Below are 26,951 nucleotides of genomic sequence, written 5' to 3' on the forward strand. Positions count from 1 at the left end.
GGCTCACGGGCCGATCAGCGCGTGGATCGTGACGGTGTCGGCGCCGGTCGGGTTGCATTGCGCGACCAGGCTGGCGACATCGATCGGCGCGGCGCTGCCCGGCGTCTTGAGCATCTTGTCCGGGGTCGTCATCTCGCCCGAGGGCGCCTCGGCCTTGGTGTCGACCCAGACGCCTTCGGCCAGCATGGCCAGGCCTCGCACGAGGCTGGCGCACTCCGCCCTGGGAATCGCGGCGTAGGAGATCGCGAAGGCGCGGCCTTTCTGCAGCGGCGGGATGTCCTTGGTCAGGCCGGTCGCGAAGATCTGGCCGTCGAACTGGTGGAACACCTTGTCTCCCTCCCTGACCATGTCCCTGGGGAAGGCGCCCATCTTGACCGCGGCCGCCGTGGTCAGGCCCTCCAGGTCGGTGCGGTCGGCATTGCCCATGCCGGCGATGATCAGCTTGGTCTGCGGCAGCTGGCGCAGCAGGGCGGAGCGGTCGATCTGCGCATTCAGGCTGCGCATGCCGACCAGCACCATGACCATGACGACGATGATCACCCCCATCCCGATCAGCAGTTCCAGCAGCGTGACGCCGCGCTGCCCTCGCGGGACGGCGCGCTGCATCCGGGCGCGGACGGGAAGAAAGGGTGCGTGGGATTTCATGGAACAGGCCTCCTTGCAGGGACATCGGGGGACGGCGCGCCCGCCGGTTGCGGCGGGTGCGCCAGGGATCGGGGATGCCGGCCGTGACCAGCGGTCGCTCAGTGGGGGTGCGCCACAATGGGCGCATGACTCCCAAACCGTTCGACGTGACCTCGCTCTCCGACCCACAGGCCGCCGCGCGCGCCGCCGAGCTCCGCGACCAGCTGCATCACCACGCCCACCTCTACTACGTGCTGGACGAGCCCGCGTTGCCGGATGCGGCCTATGACCAGCTGTTCCAGGAGCTGCAGGCGATCGAGGCCGCGCACCCGCGGCTGCTGACACCGGACTCGCCGACGCAGCGCGTGGGCGGGCAGGTGCTGGAGGGTTTCGAGCCGGTGAAGCACGTGGTGCCGATGTTGTCGATCCGCACCGAGACGGACACCGAGGCCAGCGGCGCCGAGAACTTCGATGCCCGCGTGCGCCGCGAGCTGGACCTGGAGCCGGACGCCGCGCCCGTCGAGTACGCGGCCGAGCTGAAGTTCGACGGCCTGGCGATCAGCCTGCGCTATGAGCGCGGCGTGCTGGTGCAGGCCGCGACGCGCGGCAACGGCGAGACCGGCGAGGACGTGACGCAGAACGTGCGCACGATCCGGCAGATCCCGCTGCGGCTGCGTGGCGACGGCGCCAAGGCCGAGGTGCTGGAGGTGCGCGGCGAGGCCTACATGCGCCGCGACGACTTCGAGAAGCTCAACGAGCGGCAGCGCGCCAACAACGAGAAGACCTTCGTGAACCCGCGCAACACGGCGGCGGGCGCGATCCGCCAGCTCGATCCGGAGCTGGTGCGGCAGCGGCCGCTGAGCTTCTTCGCCTACGGCATCGGCCAGACGCGGGGCTGGGACATCCCGGCGACCCACAGCGGCATGCTCGACGCCTTGAAGACCTATGGCCTGCCGGTCAACGCCGACCGCGCCGTCGTGCGCGGGGCCCAGGGGCTGGTGGCGTTCCATCGCGAGATCGGCGAGAAGCGCGACGCGCTGCCGTTCGACATCGATGGCGTGGTCTACAAGGTCAACAGCCGCGAGCTGCAGCGGCGGCTGGGCTTCGTGTCGCGCGAGCCGCGCTGGGCGGTGGCCCACAAGTACCCGGCGCAGGAACAGATCACGCGGCTGGATCGCATCGAGATCCAGGTCGGCCGCACCGGCAAGCTCACGCCGGTGGCCAAGCTGGAGCCGGTCTTCGTCGGCGGCACGACGGTCAGCAACGCGACGCTGCACAACCTCTTCGAGATGCGCCGCAAGGGCATCCGGGTGGGGGACCAGGTGATCATCCGGCGCGCGGGCGACGTGATTCCGGAGGTGGTGGGCAAGGTCGACGCCAGGCGCGCGAGCTATGTGCCCAATTTCCGCATGCCGCGGCACTGCCCGGTCTGCGGCAGCGATGTGATGCGGGAGAAGGGCGGCATCGACCACCGCTGCAGCGGCGGCATCTTCTGCCCGGCGCAGCGCAAGCAGGCGCTGCTGCACTTCGCCGGCCGCCGCGCGATGGACATCGAGGGCCTGGGCGACAAGCTGGTCGACCAGCTCGTCGACGGCGGCATCGTCACCAGCCTGCCGGGGCTGTACAAGCTCGGCGTGGCCAAGCTCACGGCGCTGGAGCGCATGGGCGACCGCAGCGCGCTGAACCTGGTCGACGCGCTCGAGAAGAGCAAGCACACGACGCTGGCGCGCTTCCTCTTCGCGCTGGGAATCCGTCAGGTGGGGGAGACCACGGCGAAGGACCTGGCCCGGCACTTCGGCAACATCACTGCGCTGATGGGGGCGGACGAGGCGCAGTTGCTCGAGGTCAAGGATGTCGGGCCGGTGGTGGCCAGGAGCATCGCCGCCTTCTTCGCGGAGGCGCACAACCGGGAGGTGGTCGAGCAACTGATCGCGGCGGGGGTGAGCTTCCCGGAGAGCGAAGGCGCGGCGGCCGCGCCGGCCGGGCCGCAGCCGCTGGCGGGCAAGACGCTGGTGCTGACGGGGACGCTGCCGACGCTGTCGCGCGACGAGGCCAAGGAGCTGATCGAGGCCGCGGGCGGGAAGGTGAGCGGCTCGGTGTCGAAGAAGACCAGCTACGTGATCGCGGGCGAGGAGGCGGGCTCCAAGCTGGAGAAGGCGCGCGAGCTCGGCGTGGCGATCCTCGACGAGGCCGGGCTGCAGGCGCTGCTCGCCGGGGAGGAATGAGGGCGATCAGCCCGCTGCAGTCCTGCGCTTGATCATCATCGCCATGCCCGCTGCCAGCAGGCATGCCGCGCCCGCCACGTAAAGCGCGGGCGCATAGCTCAGCAGCAGGCTGCGGCTGAGCCCGGCGCCATAGGCCGCGACCGCCGCGCCGATCTGATGCCCGGCGAACACCCACCCGAACACCATCCCCACCCGTGCCGCGCCGAACCGCTCCGCGCTCAGCCGCACGGTCGGCGGCACGGTCGCGATCCAGTCCAGCCCATAGAACACCGCGAACAGCGACAGCCCATACAGCGTGAATTCCGCGTTCGGCAGCCACATCAGCGACAGGCCGCGCAGCGCGTAGTACCAGCACAGCAGCTTGCGGGCGTCATACCGGTCGCTGAGCCAGCCCGATGCGATCGTGCCGATGAAATCGAACATCCCCATCATCGCCAGCACCGACGCCGCCGGCACCGCCGCCAGCCCATAGTCCCCGCACAGCGAGATGAAGTGGGTCTGGACCAGCCCGTTGGTCGACAGTCCGCAGATGAAGAAGGTGCCGAACAGCAGCCAGAACGTGGGCTGGACCGCCGCCTCGCGCAGCGCGGTGAACGGCGTGCGCCAGGTCACCGGCGCCGCGGGCGCCGCCGCGGGTGCCGCGCCGGGCCCCGCGCCGGGCTTCGCGCCGTACGGCGCCAGTCCCACGTCGGATGGCCGGTCGCGCATGAACAGCAGCACCAGCGCCATCACCGCCAGGCACAGCACCGCCAGCGGCAGCAGCGGCGAGCGCCAGCCCCAGCGCTCGATCATCCATGCGGCGATCGGCAGGCAGATCAACTGCCCCGTCGCGGCGCTCGCCGTGAGGATCCCCATCACCAGCCCGCGGCGCACCGCGAACCAGCGGTTGGACACGATCGCGCCCAGCACCAGCGCCGTCATCCCGCTGCCGATGCCCAGCATCACGCCCCACAGCAGCACCAGCTGCCACAGCTGCGTCACCAGCCCCGCCAGCAGCATCCCGCCGCCCACCAGCGACAGCGCCACCGCGACCACCGCCCGCACGCCGAAGCGCTCCATCAGCACGGCGGCGAACGGCCCCATCAAGCCGAACAGCGCGAAACGCAGCGCCAGCGCCGACGAGATCTGGCTCGTCGACCAGCCGAATTCCTTGGCCAGCGGCTGCAGCATCGCGCCGGGCAGGCCCAGCGCCGCCGACATGAACAGCATCGTCAGGAAGGTCAGCCCGGCGATCACCCAGCTGAAATGCAGGCCGCGCGGGGCCAGGCGGCGGGACAGGGCGATGGCAGGCATCCTCGATTCCTCGTCGTCGTTGTTTTGATGACGCGCGGCATCGTATCGGGATTTCCGCGCCCCGGCGCTGGTTTGATGATGACCTTGTTCAAAACGATGCCTTCACGGCACGGTGCCGGCGCTCGTTTCCTACAATCCCGCCCACCATGAAAGTCACCAAAGAGCAATCCGCCGCCAACCGCCAGGCGCTGGTGGACGCGGCATCCCGGCTGTATCGCGAGCGCGGCGTGGCCGGTGTCGGGCTGTCGGAGATCTCGCGCGAGGCCGGCTTCACGCACGGCGGCTTCTATGGCCGCTTCGCCTCGAAGGAGGAACTCGCGGCCGAGGCCTGCGAGCTCGCCTTCGAGAACGCGATGGCCAAGCTCTCGGCGCAGTTCGAGCGCCACGGCGGCGACCTGACGACGCTGCTCAAGCGCTATTTCAGCGCGGCGCACCGCGACGCGCCCGGCGCCGGCTGCCCGATGACCTCGCTCGCGGTGGACGCGGCGCGCGAGGGCGGACTGCTCGCGCAGGCGATGGGCGAGGGCATCGCCGCCTATGTGCGCGAAATCGCGGCCCACCGGCCCGACGGCACGGTGGTGGACGCGCCTTCCGCGGACGACGAGGCGCGCGCGATCCGGCTGCTGTCCACCATGGTGGGCGGACTGGTGCTGGCCCGCGCCTGCGCGGACGCGGCGCCGGCGCTCTCGGACCAGATCCTCAGGACGTCGCTCGAGACGTCGACGAAGGCAGCCTGAGCACGCCCACCGCCAGCGCGGTGCCCAGCAGCACCACCAGGCAGCCCAGCGCCATGCCGGTGCTCAGCGTCTCGCCCAGGAAGATCCAGCCCCACAGCAGGCCGAAGACCGGGATCAGGAAGGTCACCGAGATGGTGTTGGTCGGACCGACGCGCTTCATCAGGCGGAAGAACAGGATGTAGGCGACGCCGGTGCACAGCAGCGCCAGCAGCGCGACGGCGCCCCAGGCATGGCCGCTGGGCATCGCGGCCGGGCGCAGCGTCCAGGCGGGCAGCGCCAGCAGCAGCGCGGCGGCGAACTGGCTGCCGGTGGCCACGGCCAGCGGGCTGGCGCCGGTCAGGTAGCGCTTGGTGGCGTTGGCGGCGACGCCGTAGCTCAGCGCCGCGATCAGGCAGGCCACGATCGCGAAGCCGCTGCCGCCGGCCCTGAAGGACGCCTTGTCCCAGGCCAGCAGCACCACGCCGGTGAAGCCCAGCGCCAGGCCCACCAGCCGCGAGCCGTCCAGGCGCTGCCCGAACCAGGCCCAGGCCACCAGCGCGCCCCACATCGGCGTCGTCGCGTTGAGGATGCTCGACAGGCCGGCGTTGATCGACAGCGCGGCGAAGCTGAACAGCGCGAACGGGAAGGCGCTGTTCAGCAGGCCCACCAGCAGCAGGCCCTTCCAGTGGGTGCGCAGGTCGCCAAGGCCCTCGCGCAGGCCCAGCAGCGGGATCAGGAACAGCGACGCGCCGGCCACGCGCACCGCGGCGGTGGCGACGGCGCCGAACTCCGGCGCCGCCAGCCGCATGAACAGGAAGGACGCGCCCCAGATGGCGGCCAGGACGAGGAGTTCGATCAGATCGCTTCGTTTCACGCGGGCACCCTTGGCTTGTTGTTCCGGCGCTGGGCCGGGTTCTTGGACGGGGAGGCGCGAAGCGTAGCGGGCAAACCGCCCTCGATTGTCAGTAGGGCCTCCTTGCGGTGCAGGCCGCCGGCGTAACCGGTCAGGCTGCCGTCGGCGCCGAGCACGCGGTGGCACGGGATCAGCACCGAGACCGGGTTGCGGCCCACGGCCGCGGCGACGGCGCGGACCGCCTCCGGACGGCCCACCCGCGCGGCCAGTTCGCCATAGGTCACGGTCTTGCCGGCGGGGATGGCCAGCAGCGCCTGCCACACGGCCTGCTGGAACGCGGTGCCGGCCGGCGACATCGGCGGCAGGGCCCCGCCCGGGCGGCCCGCGAAGTAGGCCCGCAGGGCCGTGACGGTGGCGCTCAGCAGCGGGTCGTCATCGGCGCGGGGCGCGTCCAGCGCGCCGGGGTGGTATTTCTGATCCTCGAACCACAGGCCCGACAGGCCGCCGGCGTTGCGGGCGAGGAGCAGGCGGCCCAGCGGCGTGTCGGTGTCCGTCCAGGCGGTGTGGCGCGCGGAATGAGCGGTCTTCATGGCGTGGTTCCTTTGCGGGGTTTGAGCGCGGCTTCGCGCCAAAGTTGCAACACGGCGTAGCTGCGGTAAGGAGCGAAATGCTCGGCGGCGGCGATCAGTTCGCGCGGGCGCAGCGGGCCGCCGGCGCGCTGCTCCAGGCATTGCCTGAGGACGACGTCGCCCGGCAGCCAGGCATCGGGCCAGCTCCAGCCACGCATCAGCATGTAGTGCGCGGTCCAGGGGCCGAGGCCGGGCAGGGCGGCCAGTTCGGCGATGGCGGCCTCGACGCTGCCGCGGCCTTGCGCGAAGGCCAGCGCCGGCCATTGGCGCGCGAGGTGGATCAACGCCTCGGCGCGGCGGGCGGGCATGCCCAGCGGCGCGACGTCGTCGACCGTCGCGGCGGCCAGCGCCGCGGGCGCCGGGAACACATGCGTGACCCCGGGCGGGGCGCCGCAGCCTTCGGGCAAGGGTTCGCCGAACTTCGCGATCAGGCGCGTGGCCAGCGTGCGGGCCGCCGCGACGGTCACCTGCTGGCCGAGCACCGCCCGGATCGCCAGCTCGAAGCGGTCCAGCGAGCCGGGCAGCCGCAGGCCCTGGGCGGCGGGCCCCAGGGTCTCGCCGAGCGCCGCGGCGATGGCCTGCGGATCGGCGTCCAGGTCCAGCCAGCGGCGCAGGCGCGGCATCAGCGGCGCGATCGCGGGCCACAGCGACGGGCTCAGCGACAGCCGCGCCTGTGGGCGCTCGGCGCCGTCCGGGCTCAGCCGCAGCGACAGCCAACCCAGCAGGTCGGGCTGGCCCGGGCGGACCAGCCGGACGCTGCGCGACAGGCTCATCCGCGCCACATCGACCTGCTCCACGCCCGGCACCGCGCGGGCGGCGAGGAAGCTCAGCAGCGCCGTGCCGAGCAGCGGGGGGCGCAGGTCCAGGCGCAGCTCGGCCGTTTCCGGCGCCGGATCGGCGGATTCGGCCTCGGCGCCGCCCTTGCGCAGCGCGGTCGGGCTCAGGCGGTAATGCTCCTGGAAGGCGGCGTTGAAGCGGCGCAGGCTGGAGAAGCCGGCGGCCAGCGCCACCTCGGCCACCGGCAGCCGCGTGTCGGTCAGCAACTGCTTGGCGAGCAGCAGGCGGCGTGTCTGCAGGTACTGCAGCGGCGCCACGCCGTGCACGGCGGTGAAGACGCGGCGCACGTGGCGCTCGCTGACACCCAGGTGCGCCGCCAGCGCGGGCAGCGAGGCGTCCTCCGGCGCGCAGTCATCGAGCCAGCGGGCGGCCTCGCGCGCCAACACCTCGGCGGCGTCCATCGTGCTCCAGGGCCGCGACGCGGGCGCCAGCTCGGGCCGGCACTTCAGGCAGGGGCGGAAGCGCGCGGCCTCGGCCAGCGTCGCGCTGGGGAAGAAGCGGCAGTTCTCGCGCCGCGGCGTGCGCACCCGGCAGATCGGGCGGCAGTACACGCCGGTCGAGGTCACGCCGACGAACCATTGCCCATCGAAGCGCGCATCCCTCGCCAGCAGGGCGGGGTAGCAGTGGTCGGGGTCGAGGAGGAAGTCCATGGGCTGGATGATAGGAGCCGGTCCGCGCCGGATCTGGCCGTTTTCGGACATGTCCCTGCGCGCTTTCCGGCCGGCTCCCGGCCGGCTCCCGGCCCGCCCCTGGCCCGCCGTTTGCCTGCGTGCACCGGGTTACACGGCGGCTTCAAAGGGCCTGCCTACAATGCGCCCCAGTTTTGAACCATCACCAATTCCTGCAAGGACGCACATGCAAGTTCACGCATCCATCTTCAAGGCCTACGACATCCGGGGCGTGGTCGGTACGACGCTGGACGAGGCCCTGGCCGAGCACCTGGGCAAGGCCTTCGGCACCGAGGCGGTCGCGGCCGGCGAGAAGGCCGTGGCCGTGGGCCGCGATGGGCGCCTGTCGGGCCCGGCGCTGGTGGATGCGCTGATCCGCGGCCTGAAGTCGACCGGCCTGGACGTGGTGGACATCGGCGCCGTCACGACGCCGATGCTGTATTACGTCGCCGCCACGCGCGGCAAGCATGGCTGCAACTCCGGCATCCAGGTCACCGGCAGCCACAACCCCAAGGACTACAACGGCTTCAAGATGGTCCTGAAGGGCGCCGCCGTCTACGGCGAGCAGATCCAGGGCCTGAAGCGCCGCATCGAGGCCGAGGACTACGCCACCGGCAAGGGCCGCGTCGCGAAGATGGACATCACCGCGGAGTACACCCACCGCATCGTCAACGACGCCAAGCTGGCCCGTCCGATGAAGATCGTGGTCGACAGCGGCAACGGCATCCCCGGCGCGACCGCGCCGGCCATCCTGCGCGCGCTGGGCTGCGAGGTGGTGGACATCTTCTCCAAGGTCGATGGCGACTTCCCCAACCACCATCCGGATCCCTCGCGTCCCGAGAACCTCGAGGACCTCAAGCGCATCGTCCACGCGACCGGCGCCGAGCTGGGCCTGGCCTTCGACGGCGACGGCGACCGCCTGGGCATCGTCACCAAGGACGGCACGATGATCATGCCGGACCGCCAGATCATGCTGATCGCGGCCGACATCCTGACGCGGCTGCCGGGCTCGGAGATCATCTTCGACGTCAAGTGCACGCAACGCCTGGCCCCGTGGATCCGCGAGCATGGCGGCAAGCCGCTGATGTGGATGACGGGTCACTCGCTGGCCAAGGCCAAGCTGAAGGAGACCGGCGCGCCGCTGGCGGGCGAGCTCTCGGGCCACATCTTCTTCGCCGAGCGCTGGTACGGCTTCGACGACGCCATGTACACGGCGGCGCGCATGCTGGAGATCCTGTCGCGCAGCGACGACCCCAGCCAGGTGCTGAACGACCTGCCCAACAGCGTCAATACGCCCGAGCTGAACGTCCCCTGCAAGGAAGGCGAGCACCACGAGGTCGTGGCCAAGCTCAAGGAGATCGCCGAGTTCCCGAACGCCAAGGACATCATCACGATCGACGGCATCCGCGTGGAGTACGACGACGGCTTCGGCCTGGTGCGCGCGTCCAACACGACGCCGGTGCTGGTGCTGCGCTTCGAGGGCCACACGCAGGAGGCGCTCGAGCGCATCCAGAAGGAAGTGCTGGCCCAGCTGGCGCGCGTGAAGCCGGACATCACCTTCACGTCGGGCCATTGAGCGTCGTGCCCATCCGTTCGATCCGTCCGCTCCGTTGAGCGCCGACTCGTTCAAGGAGCGCCTGGCGCGCGGCGTCTTCAGCACCGTGCTGAGGCTGGCGACGCCGGCCTACCTGCTGCGGCTGTTCCTGCGCGGACGCCAGGAGCCGCTGTACCAGGCGCATCCGGCGGAGCGCTTCGGCTTCGGCGCGGCGATCGAGCCGGGCTCGATCTGGGTGCATGCGGTCTCGCTGGGCGAGACGCGGGCGGCGGCGGCGCTCATCGAGCGCCTGCGCCACGACCGGCCCGGCATGCGGCTGCTGCTCACGCACACGACCGCGACGGGCCGCGAGGCCGGCCGCGCGCTGCTGCGCGACGGCGACACGCAGCGCTGGCTGCCCTTCGACACGCCGGGCGCGGTGCGGCGTTTCCTCAAGCGCACGCGGCCGGCGGTCGGCGTGCTGATGGAAACCGAGATCTGGCCCAACGTGCAGCATCAGGCGCTGAAGGCCGGCGTGCCGATGGTGCTGGCCAACGCGAGGCTGTCCGCGCGCAGCCTGCGCCGCGGCGAGCGCTTCAAGGCGCTGCTCGCGCCGGCGGCGCGCGCGCTGCGCCTGGCGCTGGCGCAGACGGCGGCCGACGCCGATCGGCTGCGCCAGGCCGGCGTGCCCGATGTGCGGGTCTGCGGCAACCTCAAGTTCGACCTCCAGCCCGATGAGGCGCTGCTGGCGCGCGGCCGCGCCTGGCGCGCCGGGCTGAACCGGCCGGTGGTGATGCTGGCGGTCTCGCGCGAGGGCGAGGAGGCCGCGATGCTGGCCGCGTGGAAGGACGCGAAGGCGGCGAGGGCGCAGGCCGGTTCGCCGCTGCTGCTGATCGTGCCGAGGCACCCGCAGCGCTTCGACGAGATCGCGGCGCTGGTCACCGGCGCGGGTTTGACGCTGGCGCGCCGCAGCGCCTTCGGCGCCAGCGCGATCGCGACGCCGCCCTTGAGCGCGGGCGTGACGGACGCGTGGCTGGGCGACTCGATGCGCGAGATGGCGCTGTACTACGGCCTGGCCGATGTCGCGCTGCTGGGCGGCAGCTTCGAGAAGCTCGGCGGGCAGAACCTGATCGAGACGGCCGCCTGCGGCGTGCCGCTGTTCATGGGTCCGCACACCTTCAATTTCGCCGAGGCGGCGGAGCTTTCGTTGCAGGCGGGCGCGTCGCGCCGCGTGGAGACGCTGCCGCAGGCGCTGAACGAAGCGCTGGCGCTGCTCACGAAGCCCGATGAGCGCGAAGCGATGGCGGCCGCCGCGACGGCCTTCGCCGCCGCGCATCGCGGCGCGGCACAGCGCATGGCCGCGCCCATCCTGGCGCTCACTGGTTACTCGTCGACCTGACTTCCCCGAGGGTGGTGACGCCCTGCAGCACCTTGGCGATGCCGTCCTGCCGCAGCGTGCGCATCCCTTCGGACATCGCCAGGTGCATCAGCTCCTCGGCCCGGCCGCCGGTCTGGATCAGCCGCCGGATCGGCCGCGAGACGGTGAGCAGCTCATGCAGCCCCGCGCGCCCCTTGAAGCCGGTGTGATCGCACTTGTCGCAGCCCGGCGAGTGGTAGTGCAGCAGGTTGGGCTGGCCGAAGGCGCCTTTCCATTCGGCCAGCACCGACTCGCGCGACGGCCGGTTCTCGGCCGAGAACACATGCAGGTAGTCGTCGAGCAGCTCGTTGAGCACCGTATCCGGCATGGGCTCGGCGGTCCGGCATGACGAGCAGATCCGCCGCACCAGCCGCTGCGCCAGCACCGCCAGCAGCGAATCGGCGAAGTTGAACGGGTCCATGCCCATGTCGAGCAGCCGCGTCACCGTCTCCGGCGCGCTGTTGGTGTGCAGCGTCGACAGCACCAGGTGGCCGGTGAGCGAGGCCTCGACCGCGATCTCCGCGGTCTCCTCGTCGCGGATCTCGCCCACCATGATCACGTCCGGGTCCGCCCGCAGGAAGGCGCGCAGCGCCTTCGCGAAGGTCCAGTCGATCTTCGGATTGACCTGCACCTGCCGCAGCCCCGCCTGCGTGATTTCCACCGGATCCTCGGCCGTCCAGATCTTGCGCTCCGGCGTGTTGATGTTGGCCAGCACCGAGTGCAGCGTCGTCGTCTTGCCCGAGCCCGTCGGCCCCACGCACAGCACCATGCCGTAGGGCCGCTCCGACGCCGCCTTCAGCTCGCGCAGGTTGCGCTCCGAGAACCCCAGCTTCTCCATCGGGATCGGCTTGGCCGAGGCCAGGATCCGCATCACCACGTCCTCCAGGCCGTTGTTCGTGGGGATCGTGGCGACGCGCAGCTCGATCTTGTGGCGCTCCGAGAACTTGGCGAAATTGATCTTGCCGTCCTGCGGCTTGCGGCGCTCGGAGATGTCGAGGTCGCACATGATCTTGATGCGCGCGATCATCGCGCTGCGGTAGGTGTGCGGCAGCTCCAGGTGGGGCTGCAGCACGCCGTCCTTGCGGAAGCGGATCTTGACCTTCTCCTTGCCCGGATAGGTCTCGATGTGGATGTCCGACACGTTCTGGTTGTGCGCGTCGATGATCATCGTGTTGATCAGCCGGACCAGCGAGTTGTCGCTCTGCTCGATCTGGCGGTCCTTCTCCTCCTCGCGCGCCGCCTCGCGCGCGACCTGCTCCTGGCCCTCGCGCTCCAGCGTCTCGATCAGCTTGTCGGAGCTGTCGAGCTCGAAATCCATCGTCAGCGCCGGCAGGCCCGTGGCCGAGACCGGCTGCCCGCCGAAGCGCTCGTACGAGGTCGGGATCGCGAAGGCCAGCGAGCCCAGCCGGGACAGCGCCGGCACGACCTTGAGCTGGGTGATGAACTCGACCTCGTCGATGCAGTCGCGCCGCGTCGGATCCTCCATCGCGACGATCAGGCGGCCGTCGCGCAGCACCAGCGGCAGCACCTCCAGCCGCTTGGCCACCGAGAACGGCAGCTTGCGCACCGCGTCCGGCTCGATCGCGAAGTTGTCGGCGTCGACCAGCGGATAGCCCATCTTGCGGGCCAGCGCGGACTGCAGCTGCGCCCGCGTCACGATGCCCTTGCGCACCAGCAGCTCGCCCAGCGGCACCGAGCGGTCCTGCTTCTGCTGCGCCAGCGCCTCGTCCAGCTGCGCCTGCGTGACCAGCTCCAGCGCCAGCAGCGCCTCGCCGATGCGCACCATCGGCATCTTGGCCTGCTGCTCGATGGCGATCATCAGCTGCTCGGCCGACACGATGTGCTGCGCCACCAGGATGTCGCCGACGCGGCGGTCGCGCAGCTCGCGCTGCTCGTCGGCGGCGTCGTCGACCTGCGCCTGCGTCGCCACCTGCTGGCGCACCAGCAGGTCGCCGATGCGCTCGCCGACCTCGAAACTCACCAGCACCTCGCGCGGCACGAACATGCAGCGCACCCAGTCGCTGGTGTCGCTGACCGGCGGGAACAGGAACAGGCCCAGGTCGGTCTCGTGGTGGCCGATGGTCGTGCCCTTCTGCTCCTCGCCGCCCTGGTAGACCAGCTTGAACTCGCTGCGCGGACGCTGGTCCAGCGACAGCGGATCGCTCGCCGTGGCGGGGTCGCGCGGCGGGACCTCGACGGCGTGCAGCAGCTTGAGCGCCTTGAACTGCGAGAACTTCAGCGGCATCGCGTTGCGCGCCGGCGGCACCACCACCTGCGCCAGGCGCTCCGACGGCACCATCAGGATCACCTTGCCGACCGTGCGGCTGCCGTTCAGGCCGAGGATCTCGCAGGCCTGCGGCTCGCGTTGCGGGCGGGGGCGGGGATAGGCGGCGAACGGCGGCGTGGGCCATTCGAACGGCGGTGCCGCTTCAGCCGGGGCGGGTCCCGGCTGGGCATTGGGCCATTGCAGCGGCACGGACGGGTCGGTCATCTGGCGGTCTCCGCGGGGAAGTCTGTCTCTGGACGTTTCAAGGCGGGAGGGTAACCCGTTTGAGAGGGGCTCACTAGCCGGATAAGCAGGTGGCGTGCCCGCCTCAAACGCCCGGGCGGCCGGCGCTGCCCGGACCGCCCGGGACGCATGAACCGGCCCGGCGCCGGGGGGGCAAGACCTGGCCGCGTGCCCGGCGCCGTAGACTCGCCGCCATGAAGAACGTGCTGCTCACCGGCTTCGAGCCGTTTGGCGGGGAATCCGTCAATCCGTCCTGGGAACTGGCGCGGGCGCTCAACGGCGAGGTGATCGCCGGCCTGCGGGTGGTGGCGGTGCAACTGCCCTGCGTGTTCGGCCAGGCCCTGTCGCGGCTGGACGAGGCGCTGGCCCGCGTGAAGCCGGCCGTGGTGCTGGCGATCGGGCAGGCGGGCGGACGCTGCGACCTGTCGCTCGAGCGCGTGGCGATCAACGTCGACGATGCGCGCATCCCGGACAACGCCGGCGCCCAGCCCATCGACGAGCCGGTCGTGCCGGACGGACCGGCCGCCTATTTCTCGACGCTGCCGATCAAGGCGATCGTGGCGGGCCTGCGGGAGGCGGGGTATCCGGCCTCGGTGTCGCAGACGGCGGGCACCTTCGTCTGCAATCACCTGTTCTATGGCCTGCAGCACCTGCTGGATGGACGCGGCGTGCGCAGCGGCTTCATGCACATCCCCTACCTGCCGGAGCAGGCGGCCCGCCATCCCGGCGCGCCGAGCCTGCCGCTGCCGACGCTGGTCGCCGCGACGCGCGTGGCCGTCGAACTGGCCGTGACCGCGGAGGAAGCCCGGATCGGCGGCGGCCAGCTCGACTGAGCGGCCGGTTCAGGCGGGCGCCGGCGCTTGACCGGCGAGGGCCAGGAGTTGCCTGGCATGCGCGGCGATCTCCCGCGCCAGCGCGTCCGGCTCGAGGATGCGGAACGGAAAGGGCAGGGCGGCGAATGACAGCGCCATCCAGGGCAGTTCATCGGCCTGGCAGCGCAGCAGCACGCCGTCCTCGCGCTGCTCCAGGCTGCTGATCGCGGCCAGCGGCTGGCGGGTCAGCGCCTCCAGCGGCGCCCGCACCAGCGCCCGCACCGCATGGGCGCGCGGCATCTCGACGAGTGAGGCGTTCAGGTGCGCGAGCACGTCGAAGCCCTCCGGGCGTCCGAAGCTCTGCGGCAGCGGATCGACCGCCTCGATCCGGTCCAGCCGGAACGAGCGCAGCGCGCGCCGCAAGCCGCAGTGGCCCACCGCATACCAGCGCCCGCCGCGGTAGCCCAGTCCGTACGGATCGAACGGCCGGTCGCTGAGCCGGCCCTGCATGTCGCGGTAGCGCAGCGCCACGCGCTGCTGCGCCAAGGCCGCCGCGCCCAGCGTCGAGAGCGCCGCCGGGTGCGCGGGCACGGCCGGCTGCAGGTCGAGGGCGACGCGCTCGGCGATGCCGCGCTGGCGCTGCTTGAGCGCCGCGGGCAGGACGCGCTCGAGCTTGGCCTGCGCGCTGGCGACCGCCGGCGCGGTGTCGGCCAGGCCCAGCTGCCGCGCCGCGAGCAGCCCCAGGCCCAGGGCCAGCGCCTCGTCCTCGCTGAACATCAGCGGCGGCAGCCGGAAGCCGGTCGCCAGACGGTAGCCGCCGAAGCGGCCGCGCTCGCGGTCGACCGGGATGCCCAGCGCCTCCAGCGCCACGATGTAGCGCCGCACGGTGCGGCGCTCGACCTGCAGTTCGGCGGCGATCGCGGCGCCATCGAGCTGTCCGCGCGACTGCAGCAGTTCGAGCAAGGCCAGGATCCGGGAGGCAGGGAGCGGCATGCGGGCGAGTCTACGGCCGCTGCGTTCGATATAGGTCCGGTTCCGTCCTATATCGGTCCTACGCTGCGGGCCATTCCGCGCTTCAGGCGCAGCCAAGGCGCCACGGCCGCGCCGAACCAGGAGAGCCCCGAATGAATCCCGCCGATCTGACGCTGTACTTCGCCCTGGTGCTGGGCATCGTGCTGATCCCCGGCATGGACATGGCCTTCGTCGTCGGCCACAGCCTGACCGGCGGGCTGCGCGCCGGGCTGGCCGCGCTCGCGGGCATCGTCGCGGGCGCGTTCTGTCATCTCACGATGGGGGCGATGGGGCTGGCGCTGCTGCTCAAGGCCCTGCCCGGCGCGTTCACCGCCATGCTCGTGGCCGGCGCGGCCTACCTGGCCTGGCTCGGATGGGGGCTGATGCGCATCCAGCCAACCGCCGCACCGCAGGCGCGCCCCGTCGGCGGCCCGCGAGCGCGCTCCGCCTTCTTCGGGGCGATGCTGACCAACCTGCTCAATCCGAAGGCCTATCTCTTCAGCCTCGCGGTGCTGCCGCAGTTCGTCCATCCGGAACGCGGCGGCCTGGCGCTTCAGCTCGGCCTGATCGGCCTGGTCACCGCGGGCACGCAGATCGGCGTCTACGGCGGGCTGGCGTGGCTGGCGGCCGGCGGACGGCGCCGGCTCCAGGGCGCGGATGCCGCGGCCCTGCGCCGGCAGCGGCTGCTGCTGCGCCTGGTCGGGCTGCTGCTGTGGGCAACCGCGCTCTACACCGCGTGGCAGGCCTGGGTGCAGTCGGCCTCGCCGCTGACCTGAGCGCCTGCCGGTTCTCAGTCGCGCCGCGCACGCCTTGACCGATGTCAATGACAGGGCGGCTCCCGGCGCGCGAGTGAGGCGGGTGACCCAACTGAGGGGCCGGCGCTTGGCGGACACGGTCGGAGGACCCGCCGTCGGACGCCTCCTTTTCCCCCTCGCGGGCGAGGCCCCGCACATCGGAGTTGCTCATGTCCACTCGTCCCATCGTCCTGGCCGCGCTGACGGCCGCCCTGTCGGCCAGCACCGCCGTCACCGCCCATGCCGCCGACGGCAAGGCCAAGGAGAAGTGCTACGGCATCGCCAAGGCAGGTCAGAACGACTGTGCCGATCTGTCAGGACTGCATGGCTGCGCCGGCCAGGCGCGCTTCGACAACGACCCCGAGGAATGGAAGTACCTGCCGCAGGGCGGCTGTCATGCGGCGGGCGGCAAGACCGCCGAGGAGGCCAGGGCCGCCAAGGCCGGCAAGGCGCCTCGATGAGGGCCGCCGCCTCGCTGTGGCCGGTGGCGGTCGGTGTCGGCTGGCGCGAGCCCCATTACCGGGAGGTGATGGCCACCGGCGCCCCGGGGATCGATTTCCTGGAGGTCCACACCGAGAACTTCCTGGCGCCCGGCGGCGCCACGCGGCAACTGCTGCGGGACGCGGCGCTCAAGTTCCCGCTGAGCCTGCATGGCGTGGGGATGAGCCTGGGATCCGCCGCCGGCATCGACCTCGGGCATCTGAAGCAGGTCCGCGCGCTGGTCGACGAGGTCCGCCCCGGCCTGGTGTCCGAGCATGCCGGCTTCAGCCGCGTGCGGCGCGACCAGGGCCCGATGCACGCGCATGAGCTGCTGCCCGTGCCGTTCAGCGAGCGCGGCCTGGCGCTGCTGGTCGCGCAGGTGGACACGGCGCAGCAGACGCTGGGCCGCCAGATCCTGATCGAGAACCTCAGCGCCTACGTCGCGTGGGAGGAGGACACGATCCGGGAGCCCGAGTTCTTCAACCGCCTGGCCGCGGCGACCGGCTGCGGTCTGCTGCTCGATCTCAACAACCTGCACGTGAACGCGCTCAACCGCGGCCTGGACGAGGACGCGGCGGTCTGCGACTGCACCGCGTGGCTGGACGGCATCGACGCCGGCGCGGTCGGGCAATACCACCTGGCGGGTCATGCGCGGGTGGACGGCATGGTCCTCGACCATCACGGCGGGCGCGTCGCCGAGGCGACCTGGTCGATCTACCGTCACGCGCTCGGGCGCATCGGCGCGCGCCCCACGCTGATCGAGTGGGACGCGGAGCCGCCGGTCCTGTCCACGCTGGCTGGGGAAGCCGCGCGCGCGCGGCGGGAGCAGGGCGCCTTCGAGCGGGAGCTGATCGCGCCGCCGCCGGCCCGGCCGGCGCCGCGATCGCCGTCGCGCCGGCGCATGAGCAAGCCATTGACGCAGGAGCTCGGTCATGCGGCGCCTTGAATCCGGCGGGGAGGACGAGCGCCAGGAGCTCGCGGCGCTGCAGGCGGGGCTGGTGGACGCGGTGCTCGCGCCGCCCGGCCTGGAGCCCGCGCAACTGGCGCCCAAGGGGCTGAAGGCGCTGCCTGGCATCAGGGGCGCGCTGCCCCAGGCGCTGCGGGCTTACCGCGGCCATGCGCGCGCGCTGTCGGAACGCGCGTTGACCTCGATCTTTCCGCGGCTGCGCGAGCGCATGGAGGGCCGCCATCCCGGCAGCTTCGCGGCCATCGCCTGGTCCTGCTGGCGGCGTCACGCGCCGGTGGAGGGCGACCTCGGCGAATGGGGCCAGGCCTTGACCGGCCTGCTCGCCGAGGCCGAAGCCGATGGCCTGCCGCCGGCCTGGACCGCGCTGGCGCGCCTCGAGTGGGCGCTGCATCGCGCGGAGCGGGTCGCCGATCCGGTGCAGGACCTGGGCTCGCTGGCGCTGCTGGGCCGCCTGCCGGCCCGGGCGGTGCGGCTGGTGCTGGCGGACCACGTCGACCTGCACCGCGGCGACACGGCCGCGATGCGCGAGCTGCTGGCGCTGCCGCCGGAATGCTTCGGCGCCGGGCCGCGCGAGGCCGTGATCGTCTGGCGCGACGGCTGGCGCGGCCAGTGGGCCGCGCTGGACGGATCGGTGCTGCGCTGGTGCGAGGCCCTGCGCGAGGGCGCGGACCTGGAACGCGCGCTGCTGGACGCCGGCCTGGCGTTCGACTTCAGCGCCTGGCTGCCGGCGGCCGTGGCGCGCGGCTGGTTGGCGCGGGTCGAGACCGTCTAGACCGTCTAGACCGTCCAGACCGGCGCCGGCGGCCTCACTCCCTGGGGCGGAAGGTGATGATCATCACCTGCGGCACGCGGCCGTCGGTGTCGGGCGGGAACTTCTCGGTCTTGTCCAGCGCCCGCAGCACGGCGTTGTCGAAGTCGGGCAGGCCGCTGGACTTGACGACCCGGCGCGCGATGATCGTGCCGTCCGGCGCGGCGCGCACCTCGACCTCGGCTTCCGGATTCGACGGGCCGCCCGGATCGCTGTAGATGATGTTGGGCCGCACGCGCGCCTTGATCCGGCCCGCGTAGTTGGCCGACGGCCCCGAGCTCTTGAGCGCCGAACCCGTCGAGGTCGGACCGCCGCTGGCCCCGGCCATGCCCTGGATGCGCCGCAGGTTCTCCTGGCGCTGCGCCTCGGCGCGCGCCTCGGACTCCTTGCGGGCCTTCTCGGCTTTTGCCTTGTCGGCCTTGTCGGCCTTCTCCTTGGCCTCGTCCCTCTTCGCCAACTCCTCCTTGGCCTTGCGGTCGCGTTCCTTCTGGTCCGCTTCCTCCTTCTTGCGCAGCTGTTCCTGCTTGCGCTTGTCGTCGGCCTCGCGCTGCTCCTGCTCTTCCTTCTGCTTTCGCTCCTTGGCCTTGGCGATCGCGATGTCGGCGTCGCGCTGGGCCTGGACCTCCTGCGGCGTCGGCTGCTGGGGGCGCGGCGGCTCGGGCTGCGGCTTGGGGGGCTCGGGCTGCGGCTGGGTGGGGAGCTGCTCCTTGGGCGCGGCGGCCTGGGGCACGGCGGACCAGAGCTCCGCCTCCAGCGCCGGCACCGGCGTCGAGCGCCAGCTCACGCCGAAGCTCAGCGCCACCACCAGCAGCACGTGCGCGACGACCGCCAGGCTGAAGCCGCGGCCCAGTCCGGGCGCGGGCGGCGGCCGCAGCGGGTCGCGGTCGGGATGGAAGCGGGAGGCCAGGCCCATGGCGGGATTCGCGGCGTTGCTCATCGAAGGGGGTCGCTCCCGGCGCTCAGCGATCGGCCGGGGCGCCGTTCTTCACGGACAGCCCGACGCGCTGGATGCCCGCGCGCTGCAGCGCGTCCATCGTCTTGACGACCGCCTCGTACTTGACGTTGCGGTCGGCGGAGATGACGACCGGCGTCGCCGCGTCGCCCTTCTGCGCGTCCTTGACGCGGGCGGCCAGCGCCTTCAGCGGCACCGGGGAGGGGTCCTGGTCGCCGTCGAGCTTGATCTTGAGCTGCTCGTCGGTGCCCACGATCACCTGGATCACGTGCTGCGGCTGGGCCTTGGCGGTGCCGACGCTGGGCAGGTCGACGACGCCGGTGGTGATGAGGGGCGCGCTGACCATGAAGATGATCAGCAGCACCAGCATGACGTCGATGAAGGGGACCATGTTGATCTCGTTCATCGTGCGGCGGCGCGAGCCGCCGCGGGAGGACATCGCGGGCATGTCGGGGCTCCGGTGGATCGCGGCGCGCTCAGCGCTGCGCGGCGGGGGCGGGCTGGCCGGCGTTGCGCTGCAGGATGTTGGAGAACTCCTCGATGAAGCTCTCCAGCGTGATGGCGTTGCGGTCGATCTGGCGCGCGAAGCGGTTGTAGGCCAGCACGGCCGGGATCGCGGCGAACAGGCCGATCGCGGTGGCGACCAGCGCCTCGGCGATGCCGGGCGCCACGGTGGCCAGCGTCACCTGGGTCAGGTTGGACAGGCCGACGAAGGCATGCATGATCCCCCAGATCGTCCCGAACAGGCCCACGTACGGCGACACCGAGCCCACCGACGCCAGGAAGGACAGGTGCGATTCCATCGCGTCGAGCTCGCGCTGGAAGCTGGCGCGCATCGCGCGGCGGGCGCCGTCCAGCAGCGCGCCGGAGTCGACCACGCGCTTCTCGCGCAGCTTCAGGAACTCGCGCATGCCGGAGGCGAAGATGCGCTCCAGCGGGGCGCCGTCCTGGCGGTTGGAGACGTTGTTGTAGAGGTCGTTGAGGTTCTTGCCGGACCAGAACTCCTGCTCGAAGCCCTCGTTGCGCGCCTTGACCCGGCCCAGCGCGATGAACTTGCTGAAGATCACGCTCCAGCTCGCCAGCGACACCAGCAGCAGCGCGGCGATCACCAACTGCACCGTGAGGCTGGCATGGGCGATCAGGGAAATGATGGAGAGGTCTTGGTTCATGAGGTCAAGGGGCGGTCGTCAAGGGGCGCGAAGGCCGAATTGTGACAAGACTGGCGCCCTCGTCGGCAAACGGCGGGCCAGCCAACATGCAAAGAAGCGTGTCAGCCCCGCGGGAGCGGGAGCGCGGCGGCCGGTTGCAGCGCCTGCAGGATGCGCGCCGGGATGCGCGCGGGCTTCAGGCTGAGCGCGTCCACGCAGCCGATGCGGATGCGGCCCTGCGTCAGCAGCTGCTCGCCGCGGAAGACCTGCTGGTCGATCGTCAGGCTGGCGCGGCCGGTCTCGACGGGCTCGACGCTGACGCGCAGCCAGTCGTCCAGCCGCGCCGGCGCCAGGTAGCGCAGCGCGGTGTCGCTGACGACGAACATCAGGCCCTCGTCGCGGCGCATGGTTTCCTGCTCGAAGCCGAGCGCGCGCAGCCATTCGGTGCGGGCGCGCTCCATGAACTTCAGGTAGTTGGCATAGAAGACGACGCCACCGGCGTCGGTGTCTTCCCAGTACACGCGCAGCTCATGCTGGTAGGCGGGGACGGTCATGCGGCGCGGCTTTCAGCGGTGCTTGAGTTGCTCGAGGCGGGCCTGGACGCGCGCGAGCGCGTCGCGCAGGTCGTCCATGCCGCTGGCGAAGGACAGGCGCAGGAAGCGCTCGCCGAAGGCGGGGCCGAAGTCGCGGCCCGGCGTGAGCGCGACCTGCGCGTGCTGCATCAGGTCCATGCACAGGTCCCAGCTGCCCAGGCCGGTGCCGGAGGCGTCGGCCCAGGCGTAGAACGCGCCGTCGGGCACGACCGGCACGGGCAGGCCCATCGCCTCGAGCGCGGGCACGACCAGGTCGCGGCGGCGGCGCAGCTCCTCGCGGCGGCGTTCGTACTCGGTCAGCGACTCGGGCTCGAAGCAGGCCAGCGCGGCCTGCTGCGCGATCGTCGACGGGCAGATGTACAGGTTCTGCGCCAGCTTCTCGACCGGCTTGATCAGCGCCTCGGGCAGCACCAGCCAGCCGAGCCGCCAGCCGGTCATGCCGAAGTACTTCGAGAAGCTGTTGATCGACACCACGTCGCTGCCCAGCGCCAGCGCGCTGCGCGCGTAGCGGTCGTCGTAGCTGAGCGGCTGGTAGATCTCGTCGACGATGGTGACGCCGCCGCGCTCGCGCACGAAGGCGTGGATGCGGGCGAGCTCATCCGGCGCGATCGAGGTGCCGGTCGGGTTGCTGGGCGAGGCGAGCAGCACGCCGCGGCTGCGGCCGGTCCAGCGCTCGCGCAGCCGCTCCAGGCTGAGCTGGAAGCGCTCGGCCGCGGTCGACGGGATCAGCACCGGCGTGGCGTCCACGGCGGCGACGAAGTGGCGGTTGCAGGGGTAGCTGGGATCGGGCATCAGCACCTCGTCGCCGGCCTGGAACAGCGCTAGGCAGGCCAGCTGCAGCGCGGCGGAGGCGCCGGCGGTGATGACGATGCGCTCCGGATCGATGTCCAGCCGCTGGGTGTTGCGGTACCAGTCCGAGACCCGCTGGCGCAGCGCGCGCAGGCCGTTGGCATGCGTGTAGGGGATGCGGCCGGCGGCGGTGAAGCGGGTGGCGGCCTCGCGCACGGCGGCGCTGGCGCCGAAGTCGGGCTCGCCGATGTTCAGGTAGATCATGTGCCGGCCGCCCTGGGCCGGATCGCAGACCGCCGAGCGGGCGATCTCGTCGGCCCGCTTGGCGCATTCCATGACGTAGAACGGTTCGATGTTCCCGATGCGGCTGGCAAGTCTCATGGCTTGGAGGAGTCAGTAGCGGCGCCCATCTTAGGGCGTCCGCGCCCGGCGCCGGATCAGGCCGGGCGCGCCGCGGCCCGCGTCTCCTCCGGCGCGCCGAACTGCTTCACCAGCGCCGCCTGCAGCGGCAGGTAGTCGGCGCGGACCGCGTCCTTCATCGTGTCCAGGATGTCCTGGGCGCCGCGCTGCGCCGCCTTGTCGGGCCGCAGCGCGCCCGCGGCGTCCTCGGTGTAGCGGCCGGCCTCGGGATAGGCCTGCCGCACCAGCGCATGCACCAGGCCGCCCAGCGTCGGGCCGGTCCCGGCCCCGGCCTCGTCCATCCTGGCCATCTCGCGCCGCCCGCCGCGCACCTGCGGCGTGAAGACGCCATCGGGCGCCACCACGATCACGTGCGCCGGCTCGTGGCGCTTGTCCGTCAGATCGCTGAGTTCGGCCTCCCGCTTGAGGTCGATCTTGTCGTAGGTCATGTCGAAGGGCTTGCGCTCGGCCTGGCCGGACGCGTCGAGCACCACCAGCTCGATCCGCTTGCGCAGCAGGCTGGTCATGAGCCAGCTGAAGGACTCGGCATCCCGGGCCGAGAGCGGACTGGACAGCGCCTTCGCGCCGATGCCGTCCGCCACCGCCTGCGCCTGCTCCCGCACGGCCTGGCGCTGCGCGGCGGCCTCGCGCGCCGCCGCGGTGGCGGCATAGCCGCCGGCCTCGCGGAAGTGGGCGTGGTGCACGTTCTCCGTCGCGAGGTCCAGCAGCCCCTCGGCCACCAGCGGGTCCTTGCCCAGGATCAGCGCATGCGTCGCCTCCTTGATGGCCCGCATCGACTGGTCGCCGCTGTAGGGATGCAGCCAGCGCGCGCGCTCGGGCGGGCCCTGCTCGCCGGCGCGGTCCAGGTCCTCCAGCCCGCGGCCGAGGAAGTAGCTCTTGTTGTTGGACCACTCGAGCACCTGCCGGCCCGCGTCCTTCGCGCTGTCCAGGCGCCGGAAGCGGTCCTCGCCGAGGTCGAACACCCAGGCATCCGGCGCCGGCTGGCGGGTGGCCTTGAGCAGATGGCCCGAGCGCGGCTCCATCGCCTCCTGCCCCTCGCGCAGGTCCACCGACGGCCGCGCCTTCTTCTCATGGAAGCGCTGCTCCAGCTCGTAGGTGTTGACCTGCTCGAAATACACCACCTGGCCCAGGTCCTGCACGTTCTTGCCGGGGGCGTCCACGCCCGGGCCCTTGCCCGCGTCGGCGTCGATCTTGCGCACCCGCATCAGCACGCCGGGCACGGCCACCACCTCGCCCTGGGCCAGGTCGCTCACCTTGGCGAAGTTGACGCCGCTGAGCAGCTTGGCGTGGATGCGCAGGCTGCGGTCGCGCGTCGCCCCGGCGTTGATGCCGGCGCCGAAGTAGGCCGCCATGCGGCTGGACGTGGTGGCCGAGTACATCTCGGTGAGCGCCACCACCTCGCCCTCGGTGACGGTCTTGTTCGGCGACGCGCCGTGCTCGACGGGCTGCCCGAAGCGGGTCTGGCCGCCCGGCGCGATGTAGGACGCCTCGGTGACCGCGGCGCGGTCCAGGTTGGCCGGGAACTTGGGGGCGTAGCGCGCCGCCAGGTTGACGTCCAGGATGGCGCTCGGATCGACCAGGCCCTCGCCGCCATCGGGCTTGCGGCCCGAGGTGGTGAGCACCATGTGCGGCACGCTGATGAGGCTCTTGGGCCGGATCGGCTGGTACTGCAGCTGGCCGACGTAGTCGAAGCGCAGCGGCAGGTGGAACATGCCGGACTCGACCGTGTAGAGGAAGGCCGAGTTGGTGGCGCGTTGGCGCAGCAGATCGGACACCGGCGGCAGCCCGGTGTCCTGGCGCGGCGTGTGGATCCCGGGCGCGCCCGCCATCAGCGCGGTGGTGGGCCAGGCCGCCGCCTGGCCGCGCCGCGTCCAGGTGGTCACGTTGCGCGGCACCTCGGCCGAGTCGAGCAGCAGGCCCGGGCGCGCGTCGACCGGCCGGCCGCGGTTGCTGTAGTCGTTGACGATCTCGTGGTGCTGGCTGGTCTGCGGCGAACTGCCGCGCCGGGACCATTGCTCGCGCGCGGCGCGGCTCTGGCGCTCGAAGGTCTCGCGGTCCTTGGCATCCAGCAGCGCGACGTCGTAGCGCAGCGCCTCGGCCCGGGCCTGCGCCTCGGTGGCCGCCGGCCCGCCATCCGCCGCCTCGATGAGCGCGTCCAGCTTCTCCTGCAGGCGCTCGTTCATGGCCCGCTCGCGGTCCGGGGTCAGCGGCTTTGAGGCATGCCTGATCGACTCGTGGACCGCCGCCAGCTCGGAGCCGATCTCGCTGAAGCGGCCCGCCTCGTGCTCGAGCGGGAAGCGGCTCAGGTACTGCCGCACGCCCTCCATGCCCTCGCGCACGCTCAGCAGCATCATGAGCGCGGTCCGGTTCTCCTCCAGCTTGCGCCCCGCCAGATCGGCGGCGGCGTTGGAGACGTCGGTGATGGCGCGGTCGATGATCGAGATCGGGTTGCCCATCCCGCGCGTCTCGCGGCTCATCTGGTGGTCGTAGGCGCTGGCGTTCTCGCCGACGAAGCCCGCGCTGTTGAGCATGGTGGCCAGCATCGGCTCGTACATCGTGTCGAGCCGGCCGATGGCGCGCGCGGCCAGCGTCGCGCCGACGGTGCGCGCCGATGGATGGCCGTCGCCGCCCGGCAGCGTGAAGGCGTTGGAGACGCCGCGCGCGACGTTGTAGATCGTGTTGTAGAGCAGGGTCAGCGACAGATGGGCGGCGGCATGGTTCGCGGGATCGCCGGCGCGCGACTTCATCCATTCGACGCCGCCCTTGGCGACCGAGGCGGAGGCCAGCGACATCACGTCGACCGCGTTGCCGCGGTGCAGCCCGAAGGCCTGCTGCAGCTTCATGTTGAGGGACAGGCGCAGCATCTCCTCGGCGCCGGGCAGCATGGCGCGGATGGCGAACCGGCCCATCCGGCCCTCGGGCCACTGGAAGTGCGCCGGCATCATCTTGCCGAACTGCGTCATCGCGAAGGTGGTGGCCTCCTGCGCCGCCACCATGCAGCCCACGGCCTTGGCCAGGCCCTCGAAGCCGATGCCGCCGCCGCCCTGGCTGCTCAGTCCGGCGACGCCGATGCCGGCGGCCGCCATGCGGCCCAGCATGTTGAATCCGTAGACCACGCCGGTCTTGGCGGCCACCTTGACGGCGGTGTTGATCGTGTAGTCCAGCGTGCGCTCGGTGCCGACGCCCACCGCCGGCTGCGAGGTCATCAGCCGCAGCGTCGCGCGTGCCGTGCGCTCGATGACCGAACGCGGCACGGACGGCGCCTGCTTGATCAGCGGGCCGGCCGGCAGCGCCTCGCCGGTGGAGAGCACCAGCGCCGGCTCGGCCGTGCCGGACCTGCTCGCGCGCAGGCCGTTGTACTGGCCTTCGTAGGAGTACAGGTCGATGTCGGCCGCGGCGCCATGGCCGGCCTGCATCATCCCTGCGCTGTCGCCGTGGCCGGCGCTGGGCGTCGGGTTGAGCAGCTTCATGTGCAGGCCCTTGGCGCCCGCGGTCAGTTCATGCACGGCCTGGTCGTCCGTGGTGAAACGGATGACGACCGGCTTGTCGCCGCTCGCGTCCGTTCGCGCGTGCCCGAGGTGCTCGCGCAGCGTGTCCATCAGCGCCTCGAAGGCGCGCGCGCCCTTGGCGGACTTCACGCCGGTCAGCTCGGTCGGGCCCATCACTTCCCACTGCCTGATGCCGCGGATCTTGGCCAGCACCGGCCCGCCCACGTTCACCGCCGAGGGCGGGTGCTCCAGGTCCCCGGCGGTCTGCGCGCGCAGCGCGGGCGGGCGTTCGGCCGGCGGGGTGAACTGGCCGCGGTGCTCCTCGTAGCCCTCCATCGCGGTGATGAGGAACAGGCGTTCCGACTTGTAGAAGTGCGGCGTGAGGGCGGTCAGGCCATTGGGCAGCGTCGGCCCGAAGCCCGGCAGCGTCGCCGTCTCGGGACTGGACCACCACTGGGCTTCCTTCGGCATCGCGCTGGGGTTGGGCGGCACCTGCATGATCGGGTCGTCGGACTCGGCATGGGAGCGCCGCGCGTGCAGCGCCGAGTCCATCGACAGCTGCTTGATCGCGGAGCGCAGCGAGGTCTCCATGTCGCCGCGGGCCGGCGATGGCTGGCCCGAGGGAGGCGGGCCGGCCTCCAGGTCGGGCGCGGCGCCGCCGCTGGGCGGCCGGCCGGCGAGCACGCCCCTGCCTTCGAGCGCCTCCAGGTCGGCCAGCCTGATCAGCCGGTCCCCGTAGCCCTTGACGAAGAAGCGCGGCTCGGCTTCGCCGGGCAGCGTCTGGCTGATGACGGGCAGCCGCTCCGCCACGGTCATGCCGTGCGGGCCGTGGCCGGTCAGCTTCAGCACGTGGCTGTGGTCGTTGAGGTCCTCCAGCTGCGCGCCCGCGGACGCGGAGGGCACCAGCGCCGCCTCGAAGCGCGCGGTGAAGCGCGTCATGTCTTCGCGGGTGGCGCCGTAATCCGTCTTCAGCTGGGCCAGCCGCGCCGGATCGGCCGGCGCCGCGGCGAGGACCCGCTCGACGGCAGCGACGGGATCGATGCGCTGGACGGGACCGGTCTGGGCTGCGGCGGCGGTGGATGGCGCGCCCGCGGCGGTGGTGGGCGGCGCGCCCGGCAATGGCGCCGCGGCGGCTGTGCCGCGCGACAGCAGCTGCGCCAGCGTGGTCACGTCGGCGCGAGGCGGCGGCTGCAGCGGCGGCTGCGAGGACGCCCGCGGGTTGCGCTCCAGCGCCTGGCCGCCGGAGCCGGTCGGCATCGAGCCGGCGGTGCTGGGGGGGAGCACGGTGCCCGTGGACGAACCAGGCGGGGGCGTGAGTTCGACGGCGGAGGACGAAGGGGACGTCGGACCGACGGGCGTCAGCGTGACCATGGCGGGGCGCTCC

22 protein-coding genes are annotated in these 26,951 nt (G+C 72.0%); 9 read left to right on the forward strand and 13 right to left on the reverse strand.

The window, feature by feature from the left end; translation table 11 throughout:
* Positions 1–3: 3 nt before the first annotated feature.
* Positions 4–645 (reverse strand): type 4 pilus major pilin, encoded by a 642-nt coding sequence (locus ACEN96_RS13845; RefSeq protein WP_495583673.1) that lies wholly within the window; start codon positions 643–645, stop codon positions 4–6.
* A gap of 125 nt (positions 646–770) precedes the next feature.
* Between ACEN96_RS13845 and ligA the strand changes: the two genes are divergently transcribed.
* A complete protein-coding gene (ligA, locus tag ACEN96_RS13850) occupies positions 771–2,849 on the forward strand; it encodes an NAD-dependent DNA ligase LigA (protein WP_495583674.1) in 2,079 nt (692 codons plus the stop codon).
* A 6-nt stretch (positions 2,850–2,855) separates the two neighbouring features.
* On the opposite strand, the gene ACEN96_RS13855 is transcribed toward ligA, so the two are convergent.
* A complete protein-coding gene (locus ACEN96_RS13855; protein WP_495583675.1) occupies positions 2,856–4,142 on the reverse strand; it encodes an MFS transporter in 1,287 nt (428 codons plus the stop codon).
* Positions 4,143–4,288: 146 nt separating this feature from the next.
* Between ACEN96_RS13855 and ACEN96_RS13860 the strand changes: the two genes are divergently transcribed.
* Positions 4,289–4,879: a TetR/AcrR family transcriptional regulator gene (locus ACEN96_RS13860; RefSeq protein WP_495583676.1), complete on the forward strand. Its 591-nt coding sequence runs from the start codon at positions 4,289–4,291 to the stop codon at positions 4,877–4,879.
* Here ACEN96_RS13860 and ACEN96_RS13865 read toward each other — a convergent pair.
* Genes ACEN96_RS13865 through ACEN96_RS13875 form a run of 3 tightly spaced genes read right to left on the reverse strand, consistent with a single transcriptional unit; the run spans position 4,842 to position 7,827 of the window.
* On the reverse strand, positions 4,842–5,732 hold the full coding sequence (locus ACEN96_RS13865) for a DMT family transporter (RefSeq protein ID WP_495583677.1): 891 nt from the start codon (positions 5,730–5,732) through the stop codon (positions 4,842–4,844). The genes ACEN96_RS13860 and ACEN96_RS13865 overlap by 38 nt on opposite strands.
* The gene (locus ACEN96_RS13870) at positions 5,729–6,301 is read right to left on the reverse strand and encodes a methylated-DNA--[protein]-cysteine S-methyltransferase (protein ID WP_495583678.1); all 573 of its coding nucleotides are present in this window, start codon (positions 6,299–6,301) and stop codon (positions 5,729–5,731) included. Before ACEN96_RS13870 ends, ACEN96_RS13865 begins: the two co-directional genes overlap by 4 nt.
* A complete protein-coding gene (locus ACEN96_RS13875; RefSeq protein ID WP_495583679.1) occupies positions 6,298–7,827 on the reverse strand; it encodes a DNA-3-methyladenine glycosylase 2 family protein in 1,530 nt (509 codons plus the stop codon). Before ACEN96_RS13875 ends, ACEN96_RS13870 begins: the two co-directional genes overlap by 4 nt.
* Before the next feature lie 205 nt (positions 7,828–8,032).
* Here ACEN96_RS13875 and ACEN96_RS13880 point away from each other — a divergent pair, with 205 nt between their 5' ends.
* Positions 8,033–9,421 (forward strand): phosphomannomutase/phosphoglucomutase, encoded by a 1,389-nt coding sequence (locus ACEN96_RS13880; RefSeq protein WP_495583680.1) that lies wholly within the window; start codon positions 8,033–8,035, stop codon positions 9,419–9,421.
* A gap of 34 nt (positions 9,422–9,455) precedes the next feature.
* The gene (locus ACEN96_RS13885; RefSeq protein WP_495583681.1) at positions 9,456–10,778 is read left to right on the forward strand and encodes a 3-deoxy-D-manno-octulosonic acid transferase; all 1,323 of its coding nucleotides are present in this window, start codon (positions 9,456–9,458) and stop codon (positions 10,776–10,778) included.
* Here ACEN96_RS13885 and ACEN96_RS13890 read toward each other — a convergent pair.
* Positions 10,756–13,287 carry a GspE/PulE family protein gene (locus ACEN96_RS13890; RefSeq protein WP_495583682.1) on the reverse strand — a complete coding sequence of 844 codons (2,532 nt, stop codon included), beginning with the start codon at positions 13,285–13,287 and terminating at the stop codon, positions 10,756–10,758. The genes ACEN96_RS13885 and ACEN96_RS13890 overlap by 23 nt on opposite strands.
* A gap of 212 nt (positions 13,288–13,499) precedes the next feature.
* On the opposite strand from ACEN96_RS13890, the gene pcp reads away from it, so the two are divergent.
* Positions 13,500–14,138, forward strand: coding sequence for a pyroglutamyl-peptidase I (gene pcp, locus ACEN96_RS13895; protein ID WP_495583683.1), 639 nt, complete (start codon positions 13,500–13,502; stop codon positions 14,136–14,138).
* A gap of 9 nt (positions 14,139–14,147) precedes the next feature.
* On the opposite strand, the gene ACEN96_RS13900 is transcribed toward pcp, so the two are convergent.
* Complete coding sequence (locus ACEN96_RS13900) at positions 14,148–15,110, reverse strand: helix-turn-helix transcriptional regulator (protein WP_495583684.1); 963 nt, start codon at positions 15,108–15,110, stop codon at positions 14,148–14,150.
* A gap of 131 nt (positions 15,111–15,241) precedes the next feature.
* On the opposite strand from ACEN96_RS13900, the gene ACEN96_RS13905 reads away from it, so the two are divergent.
* From ACEN96_RS13905 to ACEN96_RS13920, 4 genes are all read left to right on the forward strand, one after another.
* Positions 15,242–15,904, forward strand: coding sequence for a LysE family translocator (locus tag ACEN96_RS13905; RefSeq protein WP_495583685.1), 663 nt, complete (start codon positions 15,242–15,244; stop codon positions 15,902–15,904).
* 188 nt (positions 15,905–16,092) lie between these two features.
* Complete coding sequence (locus ACEN96_RS13910) at positions 16,093–16,383, forward strand: BufA1 family periplasmic bufferin-type metallophore (protein ID WP_495583686.1); 291 nt, start codon at positions 16,093–16,095, stop codon at positions 16,381–16,383.
* A complete protein-coding gene (locus ACEN96_RS13915) occupies positions 16,380–17,348 on the forward strand; it encodes an MbnB/TglH/ChrH family RiPP precursor modification enzyme (protein WP_495583687.1) in 969 nt (322 codons plus the stop codon). Before ACEN96_RS13910 ends, ACEN96_RS13915 begins: the two co-directional genes overlap by 4 nt.
* The gene (locus ACEN96_RS13920; protein ID WP_495583688.1) at positions 17,335–18,141 is read left to right on the forward strand and encodes a hypothetical protein; all 807 of its coding nucleotides are present in this window, start codon (positions 17,335–17,337) and stop codon (positions 18,139–18,141) included. The genes ACEN96_RS13915 and ACEN96_RS13920 overlap by 14 nt, the downstream gene beginning before the upstream one ends.
* A 34-nt stretch (positions 18,142–18,175) precedes the next feature.
* Here the strand turns inward: ACEN96_RS13920 and tolA are convergent, their stop codons facing one another.
* The 6 genes from tolA to ACEN96_RS13950 all read right to left on the reverse strand — a co-directional run bounded on the left by tolA (position 18,176) and on the right by ACEN96_RS13950 (position 26,938).
* On the reverse strand, positions 18,176–19,114 hold the full coding sequence (tolA, locus tag ACEN96_RS13925; RefSeq protein ID WP_495583689.1) for a cell envelope integrity protein TolA: 939 nt from the start codon (positions 19,112–19,114) through the stop codon (positions 18,176–18,178).
* Between the two features lie 22 nt (positions 19,115–19,136).
* Complete coding sequence (gene tolR, locus ACEN96_RS13930; RefSeq protein ID WP_495583690.1) at positions 19,137–19,577, reverse strand: protein TolR; 441 nt, start codon at positions 19,575–19,577, stop codon at positions 19,137–19,139.
* A 28-nt stretch (positions 19,578–19,605) separates the two neighbouring features.
* The gene (gene tolQ, locus ACEN96_RS13935) at positions 19,606–20,298 is read right to left on the reverse strand and encodes a protein TolQ (protein ID WP_343641657.1); all 693 of its coding nucleotides are present in this window, start codon (positions 20,296–20,298) and stop codon (positions 19,606–19,608) included.
* A 101-nt stretch (positions 20,299–20,399) separates the two neighbouring features.
* Complete coding sequence (gene ybgC / locus ACEN96_RS13940; RefSeq protein ID WP_495583691.1) at positions 20,400–20,831, reverse strand: tol-pal system-associated acyl-CoA thioesterase; 432 nt, start codon at positions 20,829–20,831, stop codon at positions 20,400–20,402.
* A 12-nt stretch (positions 20,832–20,843) separates the two neighbouring features.
* Positions 20,844–22,040: a pyridoxal phosphate-dependent aminotransferase gene (locus tag ACEN96_RS13945; protein ID WP_495583692.1), complete on the reverse strand. Its 1,197-nt coding sequence runs from the start codon at positions 22,038–22,040 to the stop codon at positions 20,844–20,846.
* A 56-nt stretch (positions 22,041–22,096) separates the two neighbouring features.
* Positions 22,097–26,938, reverse strand: a complete 4,842-nt coding sequence (locus ACEN96_RS13950) for a hypothetical protein (RefSeq protein ID WP_495583693.1) — start codon at positions 26,936–26,938, stop codon at positions 22,097–22,099.
* Positions 26,939–26,951 lie beyond the last annotated feature (13 nt).

Source organism: Roseateles sp. Mitsp63 (genome assembly GCF_059491535.1).